The 26,890-nt window shown below is 73.3% G+C and carries 18 protein-coding genes; 6 read left to right on the top strand and 12 right to left on the bottom strand.

The window, feature by feature from the left end; translation table 11 throughout:
* Positions 1-59 precede the first annotated feature (59 nt).
* Positions 60-761: a TrmH family RNA methyltransferase gene (locus J2S58_RS13580; protein ID WP_306828571.1), complete on the bottom strand. Its 702-nt coding sequence runs from the start codon at positions 759-761 to the stop codon at positions 60-62.
* A gap of 7 nt (positions 762-768) precedes the next feature.
* A complete protein-coding gene (gene pyrE / locus J2S58_RS13575) occupies positions 769-1,284 on the bottom strand; it encodes an orotate phosphoribosyltransferase (protein WP_240189209.1) in 516 nt (171 codons plus the stop codon).
* 245 nt (positions 1,285-1,529) lie between these two features.
* Between pyrE and J2S58_RS13570 the strand changes: the two genes are divergently transcribed.
* Positions 1,530-2,636 carry an alpha/beta fold hydrolase gene (locus tag J2S58_RS13570; protein WP_205257666.1) on the top strand — a complete coding sequence of 369 codons (1,107 nt, stop codon included), beginning with the start codon at positions 1,530-1,532 and terminating at the stop codon, positions 2,634-2,636.
* Between the two features lie 43 nt (positions 2,637-2,679).
* On the opposite strand, the gene J2S58_RS13565 is transcribed toward J2S58_RS13570, so the two are convergent.
* Entirely contained in the window at positions 2,680-3,528 is an 849-nt protein-coding gene (locus tag J2S58_RS13565) for an SDR family NAD(P)-dependent oxidoreductase (protein WP_205257665.1), read from the bottom strand.
* Between the two features lie 118 nt (positions 3,529-3,646).
* Here J2S58_RS13565 and J2S58_RS13560 point away from each other — a divergent pair, with 118 nt between their 5' ends.
* Both J2S58_RS13560 and J2S58_RS13555 read left to right on the top strand, forming a co-directional pair.
* Positions 3,647-4,636: an IS481 family transposase gene (locus tag J2S58_RS13560; RefSeq protein WP_306828568.1), complete on the top strand. Its 990-nt coding sequence runs from the start codon at positions 3,647-3,649 to the stop codon at positions 4,634-4,636.
* A gap of 97 nt (positions 4,637-4,733) precedes the next feature.
* A complete protein-coding gene (locus J2S58_RS13555; RefSeq protein WP_205256596.1) occupies positions 4,734-5,123 on the top strand; it encodes a DUF2256 and DUF3253 domain-containing protein in 390 nt (129 codons plus the stop codon).
* A 37-nt stretch (positions 5,124-5,160) separates the two neighbouring features.
* Here J2S58_RS13555 and J2S58_RS13550 read toward each other — a convergent pair whose 3' ends face one another.
* From J2S58_RS13550 to J2S58_RS13530, 5 genes are all read right to left on the bottom strand, one after another.
* The gene (locus J2S58_RS13550; RefSeq protein ID WP_205256597.1) at positions 5,161-6,093 is read right to left on the bottom strand and encodes an MSMEG_6728 family protein; all 933 of its coding nucleotides are present in this window, start codon (positions 6,091-6,093) and stop codon (positions 5,161-5,163) included.
* Positions 6,094-6,131: 38 nt separating this feature from the next.
* A complete protein-coding gene (locus J2S58_RS13545; RefSeq protein WP_205256598.1) occupies positions 6,132-6,938 on the bottom strand; it encodes a DUF1295 domain-containing protein in 807 nt (268 codons plus the stop codon).
* A complete protein-coding gene (locus J2S58_RS13540; RefSeq protein ID WP_205256599.1) occupies positions 6,935-8,239 on the bottom strand; it encodes an SAM-dependent methyltransferase in 1,305 nt (434 codons plus the stop codon). Before J2S58_RS13540 ends, J2S58_RS13545 begins: the two co-directional genes overlap by 4 nt.
* Before the next feature lie 166 nt (positions 8,240-8,405).
* Positions 8,406-10,808, bottom strand: a complete 2,403-nt coding sequence (locus tag J2S58_RS13535) for an MMPL family transporter (protein WP_306828563.1) — start codon at positions 10,806-10,808, stop codon at positions 8,406-8,408.
* Positions 10,809-10,905: 97 nt separating this feature from the next.
* Complete coding sequence (locus J2S58_RS13530; protein WP_205256600.1) at positions 10,906-12,411, bottom strand: LysM peptidoglycan-binding domain-containing protein; 1,506 nt, start codon at positions 12,409-12,411, stop codon at positions 10,906-10,908.
* A gap of 173 nt (positions 12,412-12,584) precedes the next feature.
* Between J2S58_RS13530 and J2S58_RS13525 the strand changes: the two genes are divergently transcribed.
* Both J2S58_RS13525 and J2S58_RS13520 read left to right on the top strand, forming a co-directional pair.
* The gene (locus J2S58_RS13525) at positions 12,585-13,091 is read left to right on the top strand and encodes a MarR family winged helix-turn-helix transcriptional regulator (protein WP_205256601.1); all 507 of its coding nucleotides are present in this window, start codon (positions 12,585-12,587) and stop codon (positions 13,089-13,091) included.
* Positions 13,092-13,309: 218 nt separating this feature from the next.
* Entirely contained in the window at positions 13,310-15,406 is a 2,097-nt protein-coding gene (locus J2S58_RS13520) for a GGDEF domain-containing protein (RefSeq protein WP_205256602.1), read from the top strand.
* A 34-nt stretch (positions 15,407-15,440) separates the two neighbouring features.
* On the opposite strand, the gene clpB is transcribed toward J2S58_RS13520, so the two are convergent.
* The 4 genes from clpB to J2S58_RS13500 form a co-directional block, all read right to left on the bottom strand.
* Positions 15,441-18,035, bottom strand: coding sequence for an ATP-dependent chaperone ClpB (clpB, locus tag J2S58_RS13515; RefSeq protein ID WP_205256603.1), 2,595 nt, complete (start codon positions 18,033-18,035; stop codon positions 15,441-15,443).
* A 168-nt stretch (positions 18,036-18,203) separates the two neighbouring features.
* Positions 18,204-18,845: a peptidoglycan-binding domain-containing protein gene (locus tag J2S58_RS13510; protein WP_205256604.1), complete on the bottom strand. Its 642-nt coding sequence runs from the start codon at positions 18,843-18,845 to the stop codon at positions 18,204-18,206.
* A gap of 521 nt (positions 18,846-19,366) precedes the next feature.
* Positions 19,367-22,174 (bottom strand): GAP1-N2 domain-containing protein, encoded by a 2,808-nt coding sequence (locus J2S58_RS13505; protein WP_205256605.1) that lies wholly within the window; start codon positions 22,172-22,174, stop codon positions 19,367-19,369.
* Positions 22,175-22,204: 30 nt separating this feature from the next.
* Positions 22,205-25,615: a hypothetical protein gene (locus J2S58_RS13500; RefSeq protein WP_205256606.1), complete on the bottom strand. Its 3,411-nt coding sequence runs from the start codon at positions 25,613-25,615 to the stop codon at positions 22,205-22,207.
* Between the two features lie 147 nt (positions 25,616-25,762).
* Here J2S58_RS13500 and J2S58_RS13495 point away from each other — a divergent pair, with 147 nt between their 5' ends.
* Positions 25,763-26,866: a hypothetical protein gene (locus tag J2S58_RS13495; RefSeq protein WP_205256607.1), complete on the top strand. Its 1,104-nt coding sequence runs from the start codon at positions 25,763-25,765 to the stop codon at positions 26,864-26,866.
* Positions 26,867-26,890 lie beyond the last annotated feature (24 nt).

Below are 26,890 nucleotides of genomic sequence, written 5' to 3'. Positions count from 1 at the left end.
CCGGCCGGATCCGCCCCGACCGGGCCCTGCGACCTGACGGTCCGCTGAGGAACGGCGCCTCACCAGGCGGTCGACAGATCGGCGTGCCGCCGGATCCAGGCGTGCATGACGATGCCGGCGGCCACCCCCACGTTGATCGACCGGGTCGACCCGAACTGGGCGATCGAGACGGCCAGGCCCGCGGCGGAACGGGCCTCGTCGGTGAGGCCGGACGATTCCTGGCCGAACAGCAGAACGGAGCGGCGGGGCAGGTTGCACGTCTCCAGGGGCACCGCGCCGGGCAGGTTGTCCACCGCGACCAGCACGGCGTGCTGCGCCCGCACGACCTCGGCCAGCCCCGCGATGTCGGGGTGGTGGTGCAGATGCTGGTAGCGGTCGGTGACCATCGCCCCGCGCCGGTTCCAGCGTCGTCGGCCCACGATGTGCACCGACCGCGCGCCGAAGGCGTTGGCCGTCCGGACCACCGTGCCGATGTTCGCGTCGTGCCCGAAGTTCTCGATCGCCACCGAGAACTCGTGCCGACGGGGGTCGAGATCGGCGACGATCGCCTCGCGCCGCCAGTAGCGGTAGGCGTCGACGACGTTGCGGGTGTCCCCGCCGGCCAGCAGCTCCGGATCCAGCCGGGGGTCGTCGGGCCAGGGCAGCGGGTGGGGTCCGACCCCGACGGGCACGGCCGCCGTCCACTCGGTGGGGCCCGGGGCGTCCGGGCCGTCAGTGCTGTCCGTGCCGTCCGCCGGTCGATCTGCCGGTGGTTCGGTCACCGCAGGCTCACGACAGCCCCAGATCGGCCAACCCGAACAGGGACCGGTAGCTCAGCCCCTCGGCGGCGATGACCGCGTCCGCGCCGGTCTCCCGGTCGGCGATGGTGGCCACGCCGACCACCTCGGTGCCGATCTCCCGCAGGGCGCGCACGGCCTCGAGCGGGGACGCGCCGGTGGTCGTCGTGTCCTCGACGACGAGCACCCGGCGACCGGTCACGTCCGGGCCCTCGACCCGCCGCTGCATGCCGTGCGCCTTGGCCTCCTTGCGGACGACGAACGCGTCGATCGGCCGGCCGGGGGCGTGCATGATCGCGGTCGCCACCGGGTCCGCGCCGAGGGTCAGCCCGCCGACCGCGTCGTACGCCCAGTCCGCGGTGAGCTGCCGCAGCAGCGCCCCGATGAGCGGGCCCGCCTCGTGGTGCAGGGTCGCCCGGCGCAGGTCGACGTAGTAGTCGGCCTCCCGGCCGGACGACAGGGTGACCCGGCCGTGCACGACCGCGAGCTCGCGGACCAGCTCGGCCAACCGGGCGGCCGCGGCGGCGTCGGGTACGGGGGCGGCCGGCGCGGGCCCGTCCGGGTCGGAGGTGGTCGGGGACGACTCGGCGGCGTTCACCCGGTCAGCCTGGCACACGGCCCCGACCGTCCCGTCGACCCCCGGGCGCCCACGGCGCCCACGTGACGGGTCCCGTCCGACCCGTCGGGTACGGTCCGCGCCAAGGCAGGAACGGCCCGCCCCCGGCTCCGTTCCGGACGACGCGGAGGAACGAGATGGCCCAGCACCACCCGCACCACCCGCACAACCTCGGCATCGAGATCTCGATGATCCCGTTGGAGGATCTCGACGTCTGCGTCCGGGAGGTCGAGTTCCGGCAGGCGGGCTGGCCGGTGGTGTTCGTGCACGGCAACGTCAGCTCGTCCCCGTTCTTCTTCCCCACGATGCTCGCCCTGCCGGACCAGTTCCGGCCGATCGCGATCGACCTGCGCGGGTTCGGCGGGACGGACACCCGTCCGGTGGACGCCACCCGCGGCCTGCGCGACTTCGCGGACGACGTCCGGGCCGTCCTGCAGGTGATGGGCCTGACCGACGTGCACCTGGTCGGCTGGTCGATGGGCGGCGGGGTGGTCATGCAGATGGCCATCGACGAGGCGGACCGGGTCGCCTCGGTCACCCTGATCAACCCGGTGTCGCCGTTCGGGTTCGGCGGCACGACCGGTACCGACGGACGTCTGCTCGCCCCGGACGGGGCCGGTTCGGGTGCGGGCACGGTGAACCCGGAGTTCGTGGCCGCCCTGGCCGGTGACGACATCCCGGACGAGAGCCCCAGCTCGGCCCGCAGCGTGCTGCACAGCTTCTACGTCGCCCCCGGCTGGCACTCCGACCACGAGGAGACGTTCGTGACCTCGATGATGTCCACCGCCGTCGGGCCGGACAACTACCCCGGCGAGGCGGTGCCGTCGACGACCTGGCCGGGGACGGCACCGGGCCGCCGGGGTGTGCTGAACGCGCTGGCCCCGGTCAACCTCGACCTGTCGCCGTTCGCCGACATCGACCCGGCGCCGCCGGTGCTGTGGGTGCGTGGCGAGCTCGACCCGATCATCTCGGACGCCTCCAGCCTGGACCTGGCCCAGCTGGGCGCGCTCGGCGTGGTGCCCGGCTACCCCGGCCTCGAGGTGGCCCCGCCCCAGCCGATGCTCGCGCAGACCCGTTCCGTGCTGGATTCCTACGCCTCGGCCGGTGGGGCGTACGAGGAGGTGGTGATGCCCGGGGTCGGCCACTCCCCGCACATCGAGGCGACCGAGGAGTTCACCGCGACCCTGGCCCGCTTCCTGGATTCCGCGCAGGCCGAGCTGACCGAACCGGTCGACCTCGGCTGACGGTCCGCCGCACCCCGGCGGCTGTACCGCCGCCGGGCGGCGATCAGGTCCGGTTCGCCGACTTCACCCGGGCGGCGATCCGGCGTACCAGGGAACGCGGCGCCAGTCGGGCCGCCACCGCCAGCGACCGGTACAGCGCACCGGGGATCGACAGCGCGCGACCGGCGGCCAGGTCGGCCAGCGAGGTGGCGACGAGGTGGTCGACGTCCACGTACATCCAGCCGGGGGTGGTGGCCATGTCGATGCCGGCCCGCTGGTGGAACTCGGTACGCACGAACCCGGGACACAGCGCCTGCACGTGCACGCCCGTCCCCCGGAGGCTCATCGCGATGCCCTCGCTGAACGACACCACCCAGGCCTTGTCGGCCGAGTAGGTGGACCCGCGCCCCGGGAGCAGCCCGGCGATGGAGGCCACGTTGATCACGCCGCCGCTGCCGCGGGCGATCATCGCCGGCAGCGCCGCGTGGGTCAGGTGCAGCACGGTGGTCACGTTGACGGCGAGCTGGTGGTCGAGCTCGGCCGCGCTGGCGTCGGCGAAGGACGACCCCAGGGCCAGGCCGGCGTTGTTCACCAGCAGGGCGATCGGGCGGTCGGGGTCGGTCAGCCGGGCGGCCACCCGTTCGCGGCCGGCGGGATCGGCGAGATCCGCCGGGAGCACCTCGACGGTGCGGGCTCCGGCGGCCAGCAGCTCGGTGCGGCGCTCGGCCAGCCGGTCCGCGTCCCGGGCCACCAGCACCAGGTCGTGACCGGTGGCGGCGAGTCGGCGGCAGAACGCGGCGCCGATCCCGGACGTGGCTCCGGTGACCAGGGCGGTGGGAACGGCGGTGCGGGCGGGGACGGCGGCGCGGGTGGGCGCGGCGGACGAGGGGACGGCGGGTGCGGGGACGACCATGCCGCCCGACGCTAGCTGTAATGCCCACGAGGGTTGTTGACAGTTGGGTCTGGTGATCGGGGAGACCTCCGGGTGAAGGTGTGGGTGCTGACGCCTCACCGACAACCCGGAGGTCTCGATGTCCCACGCTAATGCCCGTCTGACCGTTCACGGCCGTGCTGAGCTGATCCGGCGGGTGATCGAGCAAGGACGCCCGGTGGCCCACGTGGTGGTCGAGATGAACATTTCCCGCGCCACGGGCTACAAGTGGTTGGCCCGTTGGCGGGCCGAAGGTCCGGCCGGACTGATCGATCGATCCAGTCGGGCGCACCGGCTGCCGGGCCGGACCCCGCGCGGACTGGAGGACAAAATCCTGGCGGTGCGCGCCGCGCGCAAGCTCGGACCGGCCCGGATCGCACCGTTGGTGGGTTTGGCGCCCTCCACGGTGCACGCGGTGCTGCGCCGTCACGGCATGCACCGACTGGCCTGGATGGACCGCCCCAGCGGGGTGGTGATCCGCCGCTACGAGCGGGCTGCTCCCGGGGAGCTGCTGCACGTGGACGTCAAGAAGCTGGGCGCCATTCGGCAGGGCGGAGGGTGGCGGGTGCACGGACGCGGATCGCTCGAGCACCTCGCCGCGCAGGCCGCCCTCAAAGCCGGCCGGCGAGCCGGCTACGACTACGTGCACTGCGCGATCGACGACCACACCCGACTGGCCTACGCCGAGATCCACCCCGACGAGAGCGCGGTGACCTGCGCGGCTTTCCTGCGTTCGGCTGCGGCCTGGTTCGCCACCGTCGGCGTCACCGGCATCCAACGCGTGATGACCGACAACGCTCTGGCCTACCGGCGGAGCCAGGCCTGGCGGCAGGCGCTGGCCGACGTGGGCGCCCAAGCCCGCTTCACCCGCAACTACCGACCCCAGACCAACGGCAAAGCCGAACGGTTCAACCGGACCCTGGCCGAAGAATGGGCCTACGTCAGGCCCTTCGCCAGCTCAGCAGAACGCGCTGCGGCCTTGCCCGAATGGCTCCACACCTACAACCATCACCGCAACCACACCGCCCTGGGCGGAAACCCACCCATCAGCCGCACGACCGTCAGCAACCCACCTGGGCATTACAGCTAGCCGAGCCGGGACGGGGTGCGCCGGACGCGGTTATCGTCGGTCGGGTGCATGGACCGCTCCCCCTCCCGCCGATCCCGACCCCGCTGCGCGGGACCCGGTGAGCCGTGATCGCCACCACGGTGCCACCGCCGTCCCGGAGAAGACGTGCGTGGCCTGCGGCCGCCGCATCGAGTGGCGCAAGAAGTGGGAACGCGACTGGGCGAACGTCCGGTACTGCAGCGACGCGTGCCGGCGGCGCGGCGTGAGCACCGTCGACCAGCAGCTGGAGACCGCCATCATCGAGATGCTCGACGCCCGGACGGGCACCATCTGCCCGTCCGAGGCCGCCCGCGCCGTCGACGCGGAGGGCTGGCGGGATCTCATGGAACCGGCGCGCCGGGCCGCGCGCCGACTGGTGGACGCCGGTCAGGTGGAGATCACCCAGGGCGGCCACGTCGTCGACCCGTCCACGGCCAAGGGCCCGATCCGGATCCGTCGGGTGCGCTGAGAAGCGCACGCGTTCCGTCCGACCGACCGACGCCGGTCTACTCCGTCGTCACCACGGCGGACGGCCCGACCAGTACCTCGAAGACCGGGCGGACGTCCTGCATCGCCCCGCTGGGCACGATCGCCGTGCGCGGAACGGTCTGCGCCCAGCGCACCGGCACCTGGTGGATCAACCCGGCCGGGTCGTCCGGCACGTGCCGGTAGGGCCCGCTGACCGTGCCGAGCCGCAGGGTCGTTCCGCCGTCCTCCGGCACGGCGACCGGGTCACCGAGCGGCAGCGCGAGGAGCGCGGCGAGGCCGATCAGCGGTCGCTTGGGCCGGCGCGGGCGGCCGCCCTCCACGAGATCCCGCACCCCGTCCAGATCCCGGCCGGATGCGTCGACCAGCACGCCGGTCTCGGCCCCCAGTCCGACGAACCCGCCGGCCAGTTGCGCCGCCAGGGTCGTCGGCGAGTCGGCCCGGACCACCCACAACGGTTCGCCGACCGCCCCCGGCACCTCCGGCAGACCGGCGTCGGCGGGCGGCCAGACGTACTCCAGACCCGCCAGGTCGTCCGGCAGTCCGGGATCGTCGGCGAACGCGGCGTAGAACGCCGGGTCCTTGGCCAGCAGCTTGCCGCGATGCGAACGGTGCAGCGCCTCGTCGCCCACCCAGCTCGGCAGCAGACCGCGGGCGGCCAGCCCGGCCTGGTCGACGCCGGCCATGTCCGGGGCGAACTCCAGGATCTGCGCCGCCGTGCTGTCGCCGAACCCGCGTTCGGTCCACACCTGCGCGGTGACGAGCCCGTAGACGACCAGTGCCGGGGTGCGTCCCCGCCACATCACCACCGCGGGGTGCGTCCGCCAGCCGTACTCGGGCAGTTCCAGCGCCCGCAGGATCTGCAGGGTCTCCACCCGCTGCTTGCCCAGCCGGGGGCTGTCCAGAGCCTCGGCGCTGGCACGGAAGTCGGGGTACGGGAGGAAGGTCTGCACGTCCCCCAGTGTGCTGTGCCCCGCTCGGATCGTGCCCGTCAGCGGGAGGCCACGGCGCCCTTGCGCGGCGGCAGCGGCAGGAAACCGGACGTGCGCGCGACGTACTCGGCGTACCCGGGCTTGGACTTCGCCATGCGCTTCTCGGTCAGCGCCTTGCCCGTCTTGGCCACCAGCAGGTAGGTCATGAGCACCGGGGACAGCACGGTGAGCAGGGTGATCCACGAGGCCAGCGCGGCCAGGAAGATGCCCCACCAGACGCAGGCGTCGCCGAAGTAGTTGGGGTGCCGGGTGTACCGCCAGAGCCCGCGGTCCATCACCTGCCCCTTGGTCGCCGGGTCCTTCTTGAACGCGGCGAGCTGGGCGTCCCCGACCGCCTCGAAGAACAGCCCGACCGCCCACACCGCGACACCCAGCCACAGCGTCCAGCGGGCCGGTCCGGGCAGCAGCAGCCCGACCTGCACGGGGAACGAGACGAACCACATGGCCAGCCCCTGGGGCAGCTGGACCTTGCGCACGATCACCGCCGGGCCGGAGTCCTGCAGCATCTCGGTGTAGCGCTCGTCCTCGGGCAGTCCGTGGTTGCGGATGAGGATGTACGCGCCGAGCCGGCCACCCCACAGCGTCACCATGATCACCAGCGCCCAGCGCAGCAGCCCGTCGCCGTGGCCCGCGGTGACCAGGAGGGAGACCCAGGCGATGACGACGAAGCCGGGCCCCCAGACGGCGTCGATCACCGAGTACTTGCCGGTGATGCGGCCGATCAGGAACGACCCGCCCATCACCAGCGCCACGGCGACCAGGGTGAGGCCCAGGGACAGCAGCAGGGTGCCCGTCGGGAAGCTCATGACTCCCACACCCGGCGGGACGGTTCCATCGACGCCTGCCCGGTCGGGTCGGGCCGCACGGCGAGGATCTGGTCCACCCCCATCCGGTTCTCGGCGAAGGCCAACGCCCCGCCGACGAGGTACAGCCGCCACACCCGCGCGCCGACCTCACCGATCATCGTCACGACCTCGTCCCAACGGTCCTCGAGGGTCCGGGCCCAGGCGCTGACGGTCCAGTCGTAGTGCTCGCGCAGGGCGTGCACGTCCCGGATCTCCAGACCGCTGCCGTTGATCAGCGAGACCGTGGTGCCCAGCGGCTTCATGTGCATGTCCGGGGCGATGTAGGTCTCGATGAAGGCGCCGCCGCCGGGCCGGGTCTCGCTGCGCGACATCTGCTGGACCAGGGCCCGACCGCCGGGCCGCAGCACGTCGTGCAGCAGCTGGGTGAAGGCCGGGTACTCGGCGTCGCCGACGTGCTCGCCCATCTCGATGGTGGAGACGGCGTCGAACCCGCGGTACCGCTGGGCCAGCGGCCCGCCCTCCGCCAGGTCGCGGTAGTCGGCGTGCACCACGGTGACCCGGTCGCCCAGCCCGGCGTCGGCGACCCGCTTGGAGACGTACTCGTACTGCTGGCGGGACAGGGTCACCCCGACCGAGGTGGTGCCGAAGTGCTGCGCCGCATGGCAGATGAGCGAACCCCAGCCGCAGCCGATGTCCAGGTGGCGGGCGCCCGGGGTCAGTCCGAGCTTGCGGCAGATCAGGTCGAGCTTGGCCTGCTGGGCGTCGGCCAGATCGCCGTCGGGCCCGTCGGTCCAGTAGCCGCACGAATAGGCCATGGAGTCGTCGAGCAGCAGCTCGTAGAAGTCGTTGGAGAGGTCGTAGTGGTGCGCGATGGCGGCGCGGTCGCGGGTGCGGGAGTGCCGACGGCCGGACAGCTGGGCCTGGCCGGGGGCGGGCGGGCGGGGGCCCAGCGCCCCGAGCCGCACCGCCGTCCCGATCAGCGACGGCACCTTCCGGACGCCGATGGACGGGGCGTCCACCGCGCCGGACCGGTGGGCGGCCCACACCGTGGACAGGCCCTGGGCCAGGTCGCCCTCGATGTCCAGGTCGCCGCCCACGTACGCCTCGGCCAGGCCCAGCTCACCCGGGCTCCAGAGCAACCGGCGCAGCGCCCGCCGCGACCGCACGTGCAGCACCGTCGCGCCGGCCGGACCGGCCTCGCTCCCGTCCCAGGCCCGGATGCGCACGGGCAGCGGACCGCCGACGACCGACCCGACCAGGGTGGCGAGGCGATCGGCGGTGGTGGTGCGGCGACGGGTCACGACGGGCCTTCCGTTCTTCCGGGACTGCGGTGCTCCGGTGACCGCATCCCGACCGGGGCGTCACGCTGAGCGGCAGCTTCTCACCCAACGTGTGCGGGCGGTGTCGGCCCACGGCCGCCACGGCCGGTGATCCGGTGCCGCGGCCCCGGTGGATGGGGCCGCGGGATCAGGAGGCCGCGGACTCCGCGGATTGCTCCGTGCGCTCGCGCTCGATGAGCTCGAGCTGGTGCCGGGTCGGCGTGGGCCGACTCGGCCACCACACCGTGTCGCCCAGATCGACGGTCAACGCCGGGACCAGCAGCGTCCGCACGATCAACGTGTCGAGCAGGACGCCGAACGCCACGATGAAGGCGATCTGCGCGAGGAAAAGGATGGGGATGACGGCCAGCGCGGCGAAGGTCGCGGCGAGCACGATGCCCGCACTGGTGATCACCCCGCCGGTGACCCGCAGCGCCCGGAGCACCCCGTCCCGGGTGCCGTGCAGCGCCGACTCCTCCCGCGCCCGGGTCATCAGGAAGATCGAGTAGTCGATGCCCAGTGCGACCAGGAAGACGAAGGCGAAGAGCGGCACCGCCGGGTCGGCGCCCGGGAAGTCGAACAGGTTGTTGAACACCAGCGCGGCCACCCCCAGTGCGGTGCCGAAGGACAGTACGGTCGCCGCGACGAGCAGCAGCGGGGCCACGATCGACCGCAGCAGCGCGATGAGCACGAGCAGCACGGCGAGCAGGATCGCCGGGATGATCACCCCGAGATCGCGCTCGGCGGTGTCCAGGGTGTCCAGCTGGATGGCCGTCGTCCCGCCGACCAGGATGTCGGCGCCGTCCGGGAGGGCGTGCAGCACGGTGCGGGCCTGTTCGACCGTGGCCCGTGCCTCCGCGGAGTCCGAGGCCGCGGTGAGGGTGGCCTGGATCTGCACCCGGCCGTCGACCACCAGCGGCGCGCCGTCGCCGCCCGGCTGGGCCGAGACCACCGTCGGATCCGGGGCCAGGCCGGCCACCCCGGCCAGCGCGGTGCGCACCTCGTCCACCGACCCCTGCGGGGCGATGATCACCACAGGGTTGCCGGACCCGCCGGGGAAGTGCTCGACGAGCTGGTCCTGCCCGGCGATGGAGTCGACGTCGGTGAGGAAGACGTCGGTCTGTGCCGTGCCGGACGACTTGAGCGTGGGCACGGCCAGACAGGCCAGCGCGAGCACGACGGCGGTGACGACCCAGATCTTCCGCGGGTTGCGGCCGACGAACGCGGCGATGCGCCCCCACAGGCCCAGCTTCCCGGCGTTCCCGGTGACCTCGGGCTGTGCCGCAGGTGCCGCGTGCCGCCCGGCGGACCCGGCGGGTGCACCGGACCCGGCGACCCGGGCGAACGCGTGCGGGATGCGCGGCCAGAACAACCACCGTCCGACCATGAGCAGCGCCGGCAGCAGGGTGAGCGCGGCGACCAGGGCGCAGGCGATGCCGATGGCCCCGATGGGACCCAACGACTTGTTGCTGTTCAGATCGGACAGCAGCAGACACAGCAGGCCGATGATCACCGTGCCGGCGCTGGCCGCGATGGGCTCGACGCAGGCCCGCCAGGCCCGGGCGATGGCGGTGAACCGCGACTCGTGGCGGAGCAGCTCCTCGCGGTACCGGGCGACGAGAAGCAGCCCGTAGTCGGTCGCGGCGCCGACGGTGAGGATGAACAGGATGCCCTGGCTCTGCCCGTTGAGCCTGATCACGTCGTTGTCGGCGAGCAGGTACACCACCCCGCCGGCCGCGGCCAGACCGCAGATCGACGTGAACAGCACGACGAACGGCAGGGCGATCGCGCGGTAGACCACGAACAGGATGACCAGCACGACGGACAGCGCGACGAGCAGCAGGATGCCGTCGATCCCGCCGAAGGCGGCCGACAGGTCGGACACCAGCCCGGCCGGGCCGGCCACATGGGCCTGCCCGCCCGCGGCGTCGGCGAGGGCGGCCGCGCGGACCGCGTCCACCACGTCACCGAGCGGGCTCTCCCCGTCGGCGTCGCGGGCCTGGACGGCGTCGGCAGCCAACGGCACCACCGCGAGCGCGGCCAGCCCGTCCTGGGACGGGACGACGGTGATCGGCGCGGTCACGCCGCCCGAGGAGGCCAGGTACCGCCCGACGGTGCCGAGGTCGACGCCGTCCCGGGTCACCGGGGTGCCCGGAAGATCCTGGGCGAAGGCTCGCCAGGCGGCGAGCTGGTCCGCCGTGGCCGGGGTGTCGGTGGAGAACACCACGAACGCCGGCAGGGTGGTGGCGTCGGTGAATCCGGCGGCTGCGTTCTGCGCGAGGACGGCTTCCGCGCCCGCGGGCAGGAACGCCTCCTGATCGTTGGACTGCACCGAGGACAGCGACCCGATGGCCGGGCCGCCCACCGAGGCGATCCCCAGCCAGACGGCCACCACGGCGAGCAGACCCAGCGCGCGGAGCACGCTGCGCTTCCCGGAGGGCACCCGGCCCGCCGGCGCGGCGGCCGGGACCGCGGCGTCCGGCTCCGGCACATCGCCGCCGCGCGCGTGCCGGCCCTGCTCGTCCTGCTCAGGCAGGTGGTGACCCGGCACGTTCTCTCCCGACCTCGGACCCGGGACCCGTCGCCCCGAATTACTCAGCAGGCTGAGTATCGACCTGCGGGCCCCCCGTCCGCAACCGGCCCCGCCCTCAGCTCCCCGGGGTGAAGGTCATCACCGGCTCGCCGCGGGAGGTCAGACCGCTGCCGGTCCGCACGCAGGCTCCTCCGCTCGGCCGCCCGTCCCCACCGGACGCGACCAGCTGCCGCACGCACGACCGGGCCGCCAGCTGGGCCCAGTAGTTCGGATGCAGGGACTCCTGCTGCATGTAGGGACCCAGGACCGTCACGGTGCGGATCTGGTTGGCCCACTCGCTGACGTCGACGGCGCCGGCACTCTGCCAGGTGGCCGCCCCACCGCTCTCCCCCACCAATTGCGTCGTGGTCGAACACAGCTGCCGGTCGGTGAGCCAGCCGCTGAGGTCCAGGACGACGGATCCGGGGACGGCGGCCTGGGCGAGGCCCTGCCGGGTGGCCTGTTGGACCGCGGTGATGAACGTCGTCCCCGCCCAGGTGGCGTCGACGTCGTAGATGCCGCAGCCGCCGGTGGACTGCCGGCTGTAGGTCTCCTCGTACCGGAATCCACCGCCGAGCACGAGCGGGTCCGGGTCGAGGTTGACCACAAGCGTCCAGGAGTCGTCGCTCCGTCCGGCCTGACGCATCGCCTGCTGCACGTTGCGCAGACCGGTGGCGATCTCCCCGGCCACGGCGGCGATGCGCGCGGGGCTCGCCTGGTCGGTGACCGTCGGATCCTGCGAGCAGTAGCTGTAGTAGACGAGGTAGTCCTCCACGCAGGTCTGGATGACCGGGGCGAAGTCGAAGTTGTTGCCGCCGATGGACACCACGACCGTGCGGACGTCGTTCCCGGCCTGGACGAACTGCTGGAGCATCAGCGCCTGGCCCTGCTCGCCGGGGCCGTCGTCGTAGAAGTCCAGCCCAGGCTTGAACGCGCCGGACTCCTTCTGCGTGGTGGTCTGCGCCCCGGAGCAGGCCAGGTTGAGGCTGTTGACCGGACTCCCCGGGGTGGTCGGTGTCCCGGCATCCGCGATGTGGATCATCGCCGACTTCGACCGGTGGCACAGCGGGATGAGCTCGCGGTCGTCCAGGGGCGAGTCGAAGTAGGCGGTCGGGCCCAGGGCGTCGGTCAGGGTGGAGCTGCCGCCGGAGTTGCCGGCCCACCGGCCGGCCTCGCCCGAGATGAACGAGTCGCCCAGGCTGACCACCCACGGGGCGCCGGCCGTGGCCCCGGGGAACGTCGTCGGGAGGGGCACGGGGGCCAGCTCCGCCGCGGTGAGCTCCGACGCCGGCGGACCGGCCAGCGGGGCGAAGGTGGTGCCGTCGGCCCGGCGCGGGGCGGGAGCGTCGACGGCCAGCCGCTGGCCCGCGTAGATCGTGTCCGCGTCGGTGAGCACGTCGTCGTTGCGATCGAGCAGCGTCGCCGCGCCGCCGGGGATGCCGTGGTCGAGCGCGATCTGGCTGAGGGTGTCCCCGCGCCGCACCAGGTAGTCGCCGCCGACCTTGTCGTCCCGTCCCCCGCCGGGCACCGCCGTCGTCATCAGCAGAGTGACCACGGCCAGCGCGCGCCAGGGGATGGGCATGATCGGCAGTGTGCGGGACGGGTACGACATCCGCCCGCCGGATGGCTGCCGATCCGTGGGGGCCCTGCCGGCCGCCCACGACAGGAAGACCCCCGCGAGAGCATCAGCGGCGACAATGACACCCGCCCCGCCCACGACCGCGGCGGGGACGACCCCGAGGAGGCAGACCACCCGTGACGTCCCCGGATCCCGCCGCCCATGCCGGCCCCGACCCCGCGCACTGGCCGACCGGACGCCTGCTGGTCACCGCGGCCCGGGCGATCGAGCAGACGTGGAACAACCGCTTGCGCGACGAGGGGGTCAGCCACGCCGGGATGGTGCTGCTGTCCTCGCTGCTCGGGGGCGCGATGAGTCAACGGGCGTTGGCCGACAGCCAGCACGTCACCGAGCAGACCATCGGCCGCACGGTCGCGCACCTGGAGTCCTCCGGTCACCTGCGCCGCAGCAGCGATCCCGGGGACCGCCGGCGACGGGTGGTCGAGCTGACCTCCGCCGGCCGCACCCTGCTCGAGCACCTGTCCGACTCCGGCGAGCGGCTGACCGACGATCTGCTGGTCGCCGCCGAGGTGGATCCGGTCGTGTTCCGGTCCGGGCTGATCGGCCTCATCGACGCGACCGTCGGGGGGCGGCCGGTGACCGGAGGGTCACCTCACCCGGTCGGCCCGCCCCCGGCGGAGTGAGGCCGGGGCTGAGGAGAATCACCCTCGGTCATGCACCGTCCGGGTGAGAAACCCTCGTTGCGTCGACCTCCTGACCGATCGTCACCATCTTTCGCGGCATTCTCGCTCCGATGACCGCCCGAACGAGACCCGTCACCGTTCTGGCGAAGCTTCGGTGACTCTCGGTACCGTCATCGGTACACCCGCGACACCATCGGGGGCGGGAAGGGGGTCCGGTCGTGTTCTTCCTCGCCGTCCCCCGACCGGGGGAGGACCTCGAGCTGCGGACGGCGCTCCCCCGACCGGGTCGCGTGGTCGGTGGACTGCTGTTGGCGACGGTCCTGCTCGTCGGCGCGCTCGCGCTCACCGGCGCCGTGGCCGGACAGGTGCCCGATCTGCGGGCCCGCACGCTGGTGCTGGCTCTGGTCCTGCCCTCGCTGGCCCTCGCCGCGACCCTGCTCCGGGGCCGTCGACAGACCCGGGGTGGCCTGACGGCCGCGCTGTTCCTCATCGACGCGTGGGTGGTGGTGGCCGCGCTGCCCAGCGTCCCGCTGCTGCCCACCGCGGCCGCGATGGCCTGGTTGGCCCTCGCCACCGTCGTGGTCGCGATGATCGCCGACGCCACGGTCCACCGGATCCAGTGGTGCGGCGCGGTCCTGACCTCCGCGTCGGTGGTCACCCGGGGGGCGTCCGACGTCCCCGACGCCGTGCTGTCGCTGGTCCTGCTGACCGGCGGACTGGCCGCCGCCGGTCTGCTCGTCCGGCACACGGCTCTGCGGGCCCACTCCCGGTTCGCCGGCCTGCACCGTGCCGCCCTGACCGACGGCCTGACCGACGTGCTGAACCGCCGCGGCCTGACCACCGCGTTCCCCGCGCTGCTGGCCCGGGCGCAGCGCCACGAGGACTCCGTCGGTGTCCTGGTGATCGACATCGACCACTTCAAGCAGCTCAACGACCGGCACGGGCACGACCACGGCGACCGCGTGCTCCAGGAGGTCTGCCGGATCATCACCGGAGCGGCCGGTGACGGGGACCTGGTGGGCCGGATCGGCGGCGAGGAGATGGTGGTCGTCACCGTGGGTCCGGCCGCCACGGTCGCCAAGCGCATCCGGGCCCGCCTGGCCGACTCGGCCCATCCCGACGTGACGGTGAGCATCGGCTTCGTGGACGTCGACGCCCGGGGCCTGACGCCGGCGACCTGGTGGACCCTGGTCGCCGACGCCGACCGCGGGCTGTACGACGCCAAGCGCGCCGGGCGCGACACCCTCCGGCGGGGACGCCCCGGGGTCACGCGAGCTCCGCAGCGGCCCGCGGCACCGATGATCCGACCACGGGTGGGCCGCTCCCCCGGCCCGTTGACCCCGGCGCACCCGGCCCTGCTGGGCGTGCCGTTCGCCCTGATCAACCTGGCCCTGCTCGGACTGTGCCTCGTCCATCGCATCGTGCCCGGGCCGCTGGGCACGGCCGCGCTCATCGGGGTGGCGATCACCGGCGCCCTGGTGGGGACGGCCATGGCTGCGCTCCGCGCACCCCTGACCCGGGAGCTGCTGGTGGCCGGGGCCACGGTCACCGTGGCGGAGGCCCTGCTGGTGGCGGCGACGGCGGTCGACGAGGTGACGCGACTGTTCGCCCTGTCCCCGTTGCTGCTGGGCGTGCTCGTGCTCGGGCTGGCGCTGAGCCCCCCGGTGGCCCGGTTGGTGACGGTGGGCCTGGCGGTCGCCGCCGCCGCCGTGGTGCTGGTGGCCGAACCGGCGGCGTCGGCGACCGTGCTCGTGCTGACCGTGAGCATGGTGGTCGCCGGCGAACTGCTGCACCTGGTCCGCCGCGACCACGAGAGTGCCGTGCTGACCCTGCAGGCGACGGCGGTCACCGACCCGCTCACCGCGCTGGCGAACCGACGGGGCCTGGATCAGGCCTTCGCCCGCGCACGGCCGGGTGACACCGTCACCGTGGTGGCGCTGGACGTCGACGACTTCAAGGCCATCAACGACCGCCTCGGACACGTCGGCGGGGACGCGGCGCTGGTCGATCTGGCGCGCGTGCTGGGCTCTTTGACCGATGCCCGCACCGTGGTCGGTCGCAGCGGGGGTGACGAGTTCGTGGTGATGTCCACCGCGGACCCGGCCGTGGTGCTGGACCGGGTCCACGGCGTCACCCGGGCACTGCCCGCCGGGATGACGGTGTCGATCGGCGTGAACCACACGGTGATCGGCCGCGTCGACGCCCCTCGGGACCTGTGGCCGCTGGTGGCGCGGGCCGACGTGGGCCTGCTCGCCGCCAAGCGGGACCGGCGGCGCAGTGGCACGGCCCGCCGCGGGAGCACCGCGACGGGCTGAGCCCGCCGCGGTACCCGTCGTTCATCACCGACCGTCAGCTGCCCACGGTGAGCGCACTCCCGTCGTCGGCCACGCCGACCCGCACGGTGTCGCCGTCGACGACCCGACCGGACAGCAGGGCCCGGGCCAGCTGGTCGCCGATGGCCGACTGGATGAGCCGGCGCAGCGGGCGCGCCCCGTACAGCGGGTCGAAACCGCCGAGCGACAGCCATTCCCGGGCCGCCGGGGTGACGTCCAGGACGAGCCGCCGGGCGGAGAGCCGCCGAGCGAGCCCGTCGACCTGGATGTCGACGATCGCCCCGAGCTGCTCGGCGTCCAGGGCGGAGAAGAACACCACGTCGTCGAGCCGGTTCAGGAACTCCGGCTTGAACGCCTGGCGCACCACGGCCATCACCGCCTCGCGACGCTCGTCCGCGGACAGCGTCACGTTCACCAGGGCCTGGCTGCCCAGGTTGGAGGTCAGGATCAGGATCGTGTTCCGGAAGTCCACCGTCCGGCCCTGGCCGTCGGTCAGCCGGCCGTCGTCCAGCACCTGCAGCAGCACGTCGAAGACGTCCGGATGGGCCTTCTCGACCTCGTCGAGCAGGATCACCGAGTACGGGCGGCGCCGGACGGCCTCGGTCAGCTGACCGCCGGCCTCGTACCCGACGTACCCGGGCGGGGCGCCGACGAGGCGGGCCACCGAGTGCTTCTCGCCGTACTCGCTCATGTCGATGCGGACCATGGCGCGGGCGTCGTCGAACAGGAAGTCGGCGAGTGCCTTGGCCAGCTCGGTCTTGCCGACGCCGGTCGGGCCCAGGAACAGGAACGAACCGGTGGGCCGGTCGGGGTCGGAGATCCCGGCCCGCGCCCGGCGGACGGCATCAGAAACTGCAGCGACCGCCTCGGATTGCCCCACCACGCGCCGACCCAGTTCGGACTCCATGCGGAGCAGCTTGGCCGTCTCCCCCTCGAGCAGGCGTCCGGCGGGGATGCCCGTCCAGGCGGCGATCACGGTGGCGATGTCGTCCGGGCCGACCTCCTCGGAGACCAGCGGCGCCTCGGCGGAGTCGGCGATCCGCTCGGCCTCGGCGGCCTGGGCGAGCTCGCGTTCCAGCGCGGGGATGCGGCCGTACAGCAGCTCGGAGGCACCGGCGAGATCGCCCTCGCGCTGGGCCTTCTCGGCCTGCATCCGCAGGTCGTCCAGTTCCTTCTTCAGGTCGCCGACCCGGTTCAGGCCCTGCTTCTCCCGCTCCCAGCGCTCACCGAGTGCGGTGAGTGCCTCGTTCTTGTCGGCCAGATCGCGGCGCAGCCGGCCGAGCCGCTCGACCGAGGCCGGGTCGGACTCCTTGGCCAGGGCCAGTTCCTCCATGGTCAGCCGGTCGACGGCGCGCTGCAGTTCGTCCATCTCCACGGGCTTGGAGTCGATCTCCATGCGCAGTCGGGACGCCGACTCGTCGATCAGGTCGATGGCCTTGTCGGGCAGGAACCGACTGGTGATGTACCGGTCGGACAGCGTGGCCGCGGCCACGAGCGCGGCGTCGGCGATGCGGACGCCGTGGTGCGCCTCGTACCGCTCCTTGAGCCCGCGCAGGATGCCGATGGTGTCCTCCACCGTCGGCTCCCCCACCAGGACCTGCTGGAAGCGTCGCTCCAGGGCCGGGTCCTTCTCGATGTGCTGGCGGTACTCGTCCAGCGTGGTCGCGCCGACCATCCGCAGCTCGCCGCGGGCCAGCATGGGCTTGAGCATGTTGCCGGCGTCCAGCGAGGAGTCGCCGCCGGAACCGGCACCGACGACGGTGTGCAGCTCGTCGATGAACGTGACGACCTGACCGTTGCTGCCCTTGATCTCGTCGAGCACGGCCTTGAGCCGCTCCTCGAACTCACCGCGGAACTTCGCGCCGGCCAGCATCGACCCCATGTCCAGCGAGATCAACGTCTTGCCGCGCAGGGATTCCGGGACGTCCCCGGCGACCATGCGCTGGGCCAGCCCCTCGACGACAGCCGTCTTGCCGACGCCGGGCTCGCCGATCAGCACGGGGTTGTTCTTCGTCCGGCGGGACAGGACCTGGACCACACGCCGGATCTCGGCGTCGCGGCCGATGACCGGATCGATCTTCCCCTCGCGGGCGCGTTCGGTGAGGTCGATGCCGTACTTGGTCAGTGCCTGGAAGGTGCCCTCGGGGTCGGCGGAAGTGACCTTGCGGTCACCACCGCGGACGGTCGGGAACGCCTCGACCAACGCGTCGGCGGTGGCGCCGAGGCCGGTCAGCAGGTCACCGACCTCGCCGCCGGACCGGGCCAGCGCGGCGAGGAGGTGCTCGGTGGACAGGAACTCGTCGCCGCCGGCCCGCATGATCTGCTCGGCGCCGGTCAGCACGTTGGCCACCGCGCGGGAGAGCTGCGGCTGCGCGACGGTGCTGCCGCTGGCGCCCGGGAGCCGGCTGAGCAGCGCGTCGGTCCGCGTCTGCACGGCGGCCGGGTCGGCGCCGACGACGCGGAGCAGCCCGGGCGCGGTCGAGCCGGGGGTGGTCAGCAGGGCGCCCAGCAGGTGCGCGGGCTCCACGGAGGCGTTGCCCGCCGCGGTCGCGGCGGAGATGGCCGCGGTGAGCACCTCGCGGCTCTTGGTCGTCAGGATCTCGGTGTTCATCGGCGGTACGGCAGTCCTTCCCCGGGGTTCCCGGTGGCGAGCGATGTGGCGGCGGTCGACGACACGGTCCACGCCGCCGACACCTGGATCAACGCGGCAAAGTTGAGTCTATTCCGCTCAACTCTGCCTGTCGCCCGGGCGGGGATGACCAGAGTGAGCGAGGACCCGTCACGCCTGGCAGGCATCGAACTGCACGGCCTGCCAGGTCAGTGCATCGACGATTCCGGTGACGGGCAGTCCTGCCGCCTCTTGGACCTGACCCACCGCGGCCTGGGTTCGACCGCCGTACACCCCCCACAGAGCAGGATCGGTGTCCAGGTCGGACAGGTCGTAATCCAGCTCGACGCGCAACGCGCGTTGCATCTCGCCCACCCAGGCCCCGGTCGACCCGGTCCCCAGGACGGGCAGTGCGGTCGCCGCCGTCACGCAGACACACCCCACGTAAGTGCCCTTCGACGCCTGGGTCGCGCCCTTGACGAACCCGTCCACCGGCCCGGCCAGCCGGTCGGGGCAGGCCTGTTCGACCTCGGTGAAGGGGCCGGAGTACAGCACCCACAGGTTGTCGCGGACGGTGAACAGATCGCAGTCCCCCTGTGCGGTCAGGTAGGTCGCGTCGGCCGGTAGCGTGCCGGCGGCCCGAATCTCCTCGACCCGGCGGACAAAGGCCGATTCGTCCAGTTCGGAGGCGAGCTGAACCAGGTACCCCGACCCGGCGGAGCAGTCCAGGCTCCGTTCGGTCAGACCGGCCAGCCCCACCGGCACCGAGGTGGTCGTCACCGCCGGGGGCGGGGCGGCGCTGACGGTCTGCACGCTGGTTACGGTGAGCACCGAGGGCGCCGACGACGTCGTCGCCGCCGTGGTGGCAGGCGTCGTGGTCGCCGACCCCCCGGTGGTGGACGGTGTCGACGAAGTATTCACACCTCCGGTCGGCGTGGGCGGCGGGGCGGCTGTTCCACCGAAGGGCCGAACAACCACCATGACCAGGACGGCCACGATCGCTACCGCCAGCACCGCCGCCACCACCGTCAGCGGCCCGGACCGAGGCGGGCGGGAGCCAGGTGTCGGTACCGGCCGCGCCATCGGAGAGGCGGGGACAGGTGGCGGGAGATCGAAACGCAGGCTGGTGGGGGGCTCGACAGGCGGAGGCGGACCGGGTACCGGTGCGACCTCCGAGGGTGGTGGTCCCGGCTCGGGTGGGCTCTGCCCCCAAGCCTGCGGCGTGGGCCCCGGGGAGTCCGGCCGGCGCACCGCGGGGATCTGCCGAGTCGGCGCCTCGTCCCACGGACTGTTCGCCCGCGGATCCTGATCCGGGCCTGATGTCGGACCTGTGGTCATGGTCTTCGTGCCCCCCTCGTGTCCTGTACGTTGCCAAGCGTGGCCAGGACCTCTTCCACGTCCTGCAACGCCTCTGCTCCCAACCCCCGGGCGATGGGGCGGCTGGCACGGTGGGCCAGGTCGGCTGCCTCCATCACCGCATGACCGAACTTCTGCGTGAGGGACGGGTCACCGCGCCCCACAAGCGCTCGTACCGCCCGGAACCAGTCGGGCCGGCCGTCCGGCCGCGACCCACCGAAGAAATCCTTGGCCGGGTCGGCGTCGGCCAGTCCGCGGCGCGCCAGCAGCGCCCGGACGAGCCATTGCGCGGCAAGCTCCACCCGGGCGCTCCCGTCGTCGGCTCCGTCCCGCAGGTCGTGGACCAGCGCCTCGCTCGCCTGCCGGCACGTCGGGGCCACCGCCGACCGCAGGCCCGACCCCGCCGCGGCCGCCAGCCAACGTGGGCGGGGTGACTCCAGGTTGAACTCCCCGGCGTCGCGGGGACCGGGGGTCAGGAACACCGCGGCGGGCTGGATCATCACCCAGCGGGCCAGATACATCTGCCCGGCCGCGGCCATCGCGGGTGCCAGCCGCCCGTCCACCACCGCTTCGAGGACCTGCTGCTCGGGCACCGAGGGCCGACGAGCGAGACGGTGGCCCTCGGCCAACCAGGGCGTCGACGGCAGCCGGACGACAACCTGGTGCCAGGTCAGCAGTTCGGCGCCGGTGCGCCCGGGGTGCTCGCGCACCAGGCGCCCGGCCAGAGCGGCCGCGGCGGGCGAGGGCGGCGTCCGGCCTAGTACGGCCACAGCCACCGCCCGCACGTCGGTTCCGGGGTGACGGACGGCGACCTCGGTGAGCAGGTCGTCCAGCACATCGGTGCGGACCTGCCGCCCGGGGAAGCACCGGTCGACCTCACCCAGCAAGATCGCGGCCGCCACCGGAGACCCGTCAGGCAGGGGGGCCAGGACGGCGGCGGCCCGCAGGATCTGGTCGGCATCCGAAGCCCCGCCCCGGCCGCCGTCTTGGGGACGCGCACGCAGCTCGGCCGCGGCTCGTCGACACGCGAGCGGGGACAGCCCCGGCAGGGTCACCCTCGCGCTGAACACCGTGGGCAGCGGTCCGCCGGCCCGGTCCAGCGCCCCGCGCACCGCGGGGGAGCCCAGGGCCCGGTCCAGCTCGGTCGGCGGCGTCTCGGTCAGAGCGCCCTCCACCTCGGTCCACAACCAGTCGGGCAACCTCGGCCAACCGCCGGAGGCGATCGCCGCGCCCGACATCAGGAGCGGGGCGACCCAGAGGCGGGCGCGTTCGGTGACGAAGAACCGGGCGCGCTCCCCGCTGGGCCCGCTCCAGCGGCCGTCCCCCGCACCGATCGCGACGAGGGTCAATAGCCAACGCGCCTGCACCAAGGGGTCGGTCTCCCGGTCGACCCACCCGGACCGCTCCTGCTCACCGGCCCGCTCCGGCGACCCCGGCGGGGCGGGCCGGACGGCTGGGACGAACGGCAGGTCCGCCGTGAACGCGGACCGCTCGTACAGGATCCGCCGCAGATGGCCGCGCTGGAAACCCTCCAGCGCGGTGGTCGCGCCGGCGTCCTGCAGCGCGCCGAGGAACGCCGTCATCGCACCGGCCGCTCCGGGACCGCTGTCGACCGACCCGCCCCGGGCGACGGCGGCCAGCACCGCGTCGACGAGGTCGACGGGGAGAAGGAGCCGGGCTGGCAGGTGCGCCGCGAAGACCTGCTGGGCCAGGTGCGCTAGGTCCGGGACCAGGTCGACGAGCGGGGGGGCGATCCCGTCGCCCGCCAGCAGCGCTGCGGCCAGTCCCCAGCAGGGCCTGTCGTCGCTCATTCGGCCGACCCGGGCGCCCAGGGCATCCACCGCGTCCCGCACCCGGTCCTCAAGGCCCGCCCGGCACAGGCCCTCGGCGAGCCGGGCCCACGGTCCGGCGGCCAGGGTCCCCCCGCCGGGAAGGGCGAACACCGCCGGGTCGGGTCCTGCCCGGAGCCGGCCCGGATCGAGCACGGACGCGGCGTCGGCCGGCACCGACGACCAGAGCCCGGCGTCCGGGACGCCGACGACGATCGACCCGCCGTCCAACACCGCAGGGGGGTGGCCACGCTCGACGGTGGAGAACGGCACGGACCAGCCGCAGGTCGGCACCAGCAGGTGGGTCAGGACCGACGTCCACATCGCAGCCTCGACGGGGAGACCGACCACCACCAATGGCGGGCCGCCCGTCAGCGCCCGCTCCGCCGCGGCCAGCACGAACTCACGCTGACCGGGGTGCAGGTCCACGAAGTCCTCACGACGTTCGGGGTCCATCGGTGATGAGCCGGATAGCCTGGGCAACCTGCCCAGCCGTTCGGCCTCGATCGCCTCGGCCCGGAACGGCGTGGACCACCCCTGGGCGCCCCAGAGGTCTGCCGGCCGGGGAAGGCCCCGGTCCACCGATCCGAGTTGATCAGGATCCACCGGCGGCCGCCCCGGCGTCAGGTCGACCAGGATGCCGTGGGCGAAGAACGCGTCCCGACCGGAGTGATCCCGACCGGCGACCGCCAGGTGGGCGACGCTTCGGGTGGTCTCGTCCAGGACGTCCAGCCGCAGGCAGCGGGGCAGATCGTCGATCTCGGTCTGGGTTGCCAGCGCGGGCACCGGCGGCATGGCGGTCCCCCCGAACGGGCGGACCGCGGCCTGCACCACGCTCTCGGGGGGAATCGGGCCCCCGTCGACGCCGACGACCTCCTTGACCTTCCATCCCGGAACGGTCGTGTACGGCCCCGCAACCTGACACGCGGTGTAGGTGAACTGCCCTCGGATCGTCATCTCAACCCGCCCGGCCCCCACGCGGAGGCCTCATCGACGGCCGTCCCACCCGGCGTTCCACAGCAGCCAACGCAGCGGGTCGCCGACTCGCTGCGGGCTGGCACCCGCCGCGGACACCTGACGACCGCGGGGCCCGTGGCCCAGGGCGGAGACCGCGAAGTACTGCACCTGACGGAAGGAGTCCTCGACCAAGGCGACCAGACCGGACTCGCCCATCCGGACCAGCAGGGCGCGAACTTCGTCATGGACCCGCCGCCCGTCCGGCTCGAGGTACAACTCGGATCGGCCGACGTACGGGTCCCGCCACAGGGCGTTGCCCGGGCCGATCAGATCGCCGATGCTCGACTGCGGGATCGACGCCGCCGCCTGCAGACCGTCGAATTTGGCGAAAGCCACCGCTGCCCGGACCGGCAACGGGCCGGTCGGCACCCCAGCCTGCCGACGGATCTGCTGAACGACGTTGTGCACCACCCTGGCCGGCGGCGCCCCGCGCGGAGGAAGCGGGACGGTTCCGTCCAGCCATTCCCGCACCCCGTCCAACTGCAACGGGTCGATGAGGATGAGCACCATGTCCGCCGCGGACAAGGCCGGGCTGTACAGCCGCACCCCCTCGGCGGTGGACATGTCCTCACCGGCCACGTCGAACAGGGCCAGGTTGCGGCCGCGGCCATGCGGCCCCGTGCCGATCCCGGCCAGCATCGGGGCGAGCAGGGGCAGGTTCTGCTCCGCGCCCTGCGTGCCCTCAGCGAGCTGCCCCGCCATCAGACCCCGGCGCATGACGTCGAGCTTGGCCTCGGACGCTGCGTCAACCGGGTGAAGGTTGCCGTGCACCGACGGCAGCAGGTTCTGCTCCAGATGTCGGATTAACAGGGATAGGTAGGTGGTCTTGCCCGAGCTGCGGGCGCCCACCACCACCACGCCCAGCACCTCCTGTGCCCACCAGTTCGGCGGCAGTGTCGTGTGGCAGTGCGGACACACGTGCTCATGGCTCGGCCGCCCGCAGTTCGGCCGGGGACATACCGCCGTGCCCACGGGTGCGGCGAACGACGGTAAGGGACGATCGGTGTCAACCGCTCGAGAGACGGTGAACACCGGCTTGCCTCGGCGCATCGTCTCCGGACGCGGCGGCATGCCCGGGTCCAGCAGGGCCGTCTGCGGCAGGTCCGGTTCCTCGCGGCAGGAGCCCTGGCACCGGAATGCCTGTACGGCCAGGTCGGTCCCGCGCAGGCAACGCGGGCACCGCAGGACGGGGACGGGGCCGGGTGGGGGCGGCGGATTCACCGCATCGAGCGGGTCCACCACGAGCGGTTCCAGGCCGGACGGGCCGGAGACTCGCAGGCGCACCGCCGCGCCCTTCGGCACCCGGATCTCGGCGCTGGCCGGCACGTACTGCCCCGGGACCAGCGAGCCTGTCGGCATCCGACCGTGGAACAGGGCGTCGACACCAGGCCCGGGCACGGTGAGCGGGAAGCCCTGAGTGCCGGCGACGAGCTCCAGACCGATCTCCGGCCAGTCCGGCCGTTCCACCGCGACCTGCAGCAGCCGGGAGCCCCCGAACCGCCCTCCGGCCACCAGCTGGTACCGCACCACCCACCGACCCGGGTAAGTCACCCGCTCGACGCCGCCGGTCACCCAGGTCGAGCCGTAGCGCGTTGCGCCCTGCACGACGAGATCCTGCGCATGCGGCTCCAACTGCAGGGCGATCCCACCCGCGGTGTCGAACTCGTCCCGGGTGACCCGACGGTGCGGGCCGCCGGTGGTCGGTGTCCCGGGCGGCAACGTCCAGATGCCCAGGAAGGTGGCGCCGGCGGGCCAGGTCACCCGCAGCAGCTGCCAATCGGTCCGCTCCTCAACCGCAGCCTCGGTGACGTCCCCGACGTGCACGACCACCCGCTGCGCACCGATGACCGTCCGGCCGGCGAACTCTGTCACCACCGAGACCGTCCAGCGGGAGGTCCTCCCCTCGGCGTCCTGGTCGTCCAGAGCGATCCAGTCCATCGTCTGCCGGCCCTCGCGCGTGATCACCGGCTCCCGGACCTGGAGACCCAGCAGCGTCTCCTGCATGGCGAACTGCTCGGCGGACAGAACAGCGCCGGCGACCACGTCGTCCGGAGGCTCCCCGGCGCGCAGGTACACCCGCGGCCGACCCCGCCGGGGCGCCGTCCAGCTCGCCGACACGCCCGCCCGGCGGGACCGCACGTCGACGTGGGCCTGCAGGTCATCCACGGCGCTCGGCCGGCCCGGGACGGTGACCTGCCTGGTCACGCCGGTGGACGACTCCCACATCCCACTGCCGCCCATCGCCTGGGACTCCGTGTAGACGCGGTACTCGTAGGTCGAGCCCGGCTCCACATCGGCGTCCCGGAAGGCGTCACCGGAGAAGGAAACCTGCAATGAGGGGTCGGGCCGGGACGGCAACGGCTCGTCGGGCAACGAACGCATCACCCGCACGCGTTCGGCACGGGCCGGTCGGACCCAGCTCAGCAGCACCCCGTGCTCCTGCGCCTCCAGATGGAGGTCCCCGACCTCGGGAACCACCCGGCCGATGGCCTGCCGGACACCCGTCGCGCTGCCCAGCTCGCCGGCGTGGGAAACCGGGTAGGCGAAGACAGCAAAGGCCGGGCCGCTCCCCCCGGGCACGATCACCTGGTTGAGGAGGCTGGCCACCACCCGATGCCCGTCGTCCGGGGATTCCGGAACGACCGCGTCGGCGGCCACCACCAGGTAGACGGGATCGGATCCCAGGTCGGCGGCCGCCGGCCAGCGCAGGATCACTCGCCCGTTGTCGGTACGGATCTGCAGCCGCTCGTCCACCGCGCCGAACACGTCACAACGGGCCGAGAGCCTGAGCGGGTCGACCAGGTCCGCCTCGGTCACCGGAAGCCGGGAGGCGCCCGCAGACCCAGACGGGATACCCGGATACGGGTCGGTCTGCGCAGCCGGCGGGACCTGCGCAGCCGGCGAACTCCGCGCAGCCGGCGGATTCACTGCAGCCGGTGGGACGTCGAGCTCCGGCGGGGTGTACCAGCTGGGCGGCCCGGCTGGGGACGGCGGAGCCGCGACCGGCGGCCCGTTCGGCGGGGGGGTCGGCTCGTCCCGCGTCATCCGGTCGTACCAGGCGGGGGGACCCGCCCACGCGGGAGCGGCCGGCACCGGCGGCGAGACGGGGGCGTCCGGTGTCGGCCCGTCGACGACAAATCCCGGTGAAGGCGGGGGCAGCGCCTTCTCGGCTGTGGTCCGGAGCTCGACGAGCTGTCGGAGGATGTTCCGCGGCTGCGGCAGCCCAGCCATCCGGAACCGTCGGTCCAGCGACTCGAGGGTGCCGCCGGCGTCCTTCGCCGCTTGCCGGATCACCGCATCGACCAGCTTCAGCCCGTACTCGTCGCGGAGCGCGTACATGCGGAGGGCCAGCTGCTCAGCCGCGTCCTTGGTGCTCGTCATCGCGTCATCCTCGTGCTGTGCAGGACCGGGCCCTGGCGGTATGTGCCCTGTCGGGATGGCCCGTCGGGGGCGAGCCGTGGGCGGCCGCCCCGCGCGCGGGGTTCGTTGTTACTGTTCAGGCCCAGCCTGACCGTGAAGGGAATGCTGATGGCCGTCCACCTCCAGCTCCACCAGCCCGTTCCAGCCCCTGCGGCCCAACTGCGCGTCGAATGGCAGGGTTTCCGTCCCGGGGACACCGCCACCGCCGGGTGGACCGGCCCGGACGGCGAGCACCGCTGGGAGGGTGGCACGGGCTTGCGGTGGCTGCAGCGTGACACCGCCCGCAGCGGCGAGGAGTGGCGGATCAACCTCGACGGAGTTCCCGGCGGGGTCGACCGGCTCCGGCTGAGCGTCCAGCCGGCCGCCCCCCGGGTGGTCGGGGTGGCCGTGTCACCGCTGACCGGCAACCCCGACGACTCCGTCCTGCATCCGGGGGCGTCGGTAGAACCGGGGTGCAGCACCCTGGTCCTCGAGCTTCTGCGGACCGCCACGGGCTGGGGGATCCTCGCGCTGGCCCAGCCCGAGACTCCCGACGCGGCCCATACTGCAGAGACGGATACGGTCCCGGACCCGGCACCGGCCTCCCGGGCGGACAGCCCGGCACGGACGAACCCCGGGCCGGCTGCCGACCGGCGCGGGCAGCCCAGAATCGACGGCGAGCCGGTGCGATCCGTTCCTGTCCCGGCCCACCTGCAGGCCGCGGTGGACGCGGCCAGGTCGTCAGGGGCGGTGCGGCGGCGCTCGTCGGTGGCAGCGCTGGTCGACCTTTCCGCCTCGATGCGGCCCGCCCTCGTCGACGGGCGCCTGGCGGCCGCGCTCCGCGCCGTGCAAGCAGTGGCCGGCGCGTCGTCACAGTCGGCGGTATCCACCAGCTTTCTACCCGGCGGGAGCACACGGGAACTGTCGCTGGAAGCCGATCCGGGCTCAGCCCTTTTCGACCAGCTCACGGCGCAGGGCCTGGTCACCGGCAACCGGACGCACCTGATCGCCGAGTGCGAACGGCGGGCCGGACACGGCGGATTGCAGATCGTCCTCACCGACGACCCCTCCCTGCCCGCGCACCTGCCAGCGTCGGTCGTCACGGTGCTGGTGGGCGCCCCCGTGAGCGCCGAGCAGCCGAGCGGCCCGCGGACGGTCACGGTGACGGTGACGCCGGTGGACGTCCCCCTGCTGGCCCGTGGGCTGGCCGAGTGCGCACGCACGGTCGACTGACCGCGAGCCGCTGCAGCGCGCGGT

The sequence above is a fragment of the Nakamurella flavida genome, from assembly GCF_030811475.1.
GTDB classification, from domain to species: domain Bacteria; phylum Actinomycetota; class Actinomycetes; order Mycobacteriales; family Nakamurellaceae; genus Nakamurella; species Nakamurella flavida.
Note: the sequence above shows the minus strand (reverse complement) of the source record. Positions and strands in the feature narration are given on the sequence as shown.

Excerpts from the sequence above, each read along its gene's own strand:
- J2S58_RS13570 (WP_205257666.1), top strand. The coding sequence starts at position 1,530 with ATGGCCCAGCACCACCCGCACCACCCGCACAACCTCGGCATCGAGATC.
- J2S58_RS13495 (WP_205256607.1), top strand. The coding sequence starts at position 25,763 with ATGGCCGTCCACCTCCAGCTCCACCAGCCCGTTCCAGCCCCTGCGGCC.
- J2S58_RS13505 (WP_205256605.1), bottom strand. The coding sequence starts at position 22,174 with ATGACGATCCGAGGGCAGTTCACCTACACCGCGTGTCAGGTTGCGGGG.
- J2S58_RS13500 (WP_205256606.1), bottom strand. The coding sequence starts at position 25,615 with ATGACGAGCACCAAGGACGCGGCTGAGCAGCTGGCCCTCCGCATGTAC.
- J2S58_RS13530 (WP_205256600.1), bottom strand. The coding sequence starts at position 12,411 with ATGCCCATCCCCTGGCGCGCGCTGGCCGTGGTCACTCTGCTGATGACG.
- J2S58_RS13545 (WP_205256598.1), bottom strand. The coding sequence starts at position 6,938 with ATGAGCTTCCCGACGGGCACCCTGCTGCTGTCCCTGGGCCTCACCCTG.
- clpB (WP_205256603.1), bottom strand. The coding sequence starts at position 18,035 with ATGAACACCGAGATCCTGACGACCAAGAGCCGCGAGGTGCTCACCGCG.
- J2S58_RS13560 (WP_306828568.1), top strand. The coding sequence starts at position 3,647 with ATGTCCCACGCTAATGCCCGTCTGACCGTTCACGGCCGTGCTGAGCTG.
- J2S58_RS13565 (WP_205257665.1), bottom strand. The coding sequence starts at position 3,528 with ATGGTCGTCCCCGCACCCGCCGTCCCCTCGTCCGCCGCGCCCACCCGC.